The organism is Halomonas sp. ND22Bw (assembly GCF_003011945.1).
GTDB classification, from domain to species: Bacteria; Pseudomonadota; Gammaproteobacteria; order Pseudomonadales; family Halomonadaceae; genus Halomonas; species Halomonas halophila.
On record NZ_PXWD01000479.1, the window covers coordinates 1 to 324 of the forward strand.

Below are 324 nucleotides of genomic sequence, written 5' to 3' on the forward strand. Positions count from 1 at the left end.
CTACCATACGTTCAACGGCCGCTCGAACCCGGCCGCCATCGCGCTGGCCGAGAAGCTGATCGCGCTCGCGCCTGTGCCGATGTCGAAGGTCTTCTTCGCCAACAGCGGCTCCGAGGCCAACGACTCGGCCGTGAAGCTGGTCTGGTACTACCACAACGCCATCGGCAAGCCGGCCAAGAAGAAGATCATCGCGCGCAAGAACGCGTACCACGGCGTCACCGTCGTGGCCGCGAGCCTGAGCGGGCTGATCAACAACCACCGCGACTTCGACCTGCCGATCGACCGCATCCTGCACGTCGACTGCCCGCACCACTTCCGCTATGC

Annotated in this window: 1 protein-coding gene; it reads left to right on the top strand. The window is 64.8% G+C overall.

From position 1 onward, the window contains the following. Positions 1-324, top strand: a 324-nt coding sequence (locus tag CVH10_RS19020; protein ID WP_146143083.1) for an aminotransferase class III-fold pyridoxal phosphate-dependent enzyme, incomplete at both ends; no start/stop codon positions are given.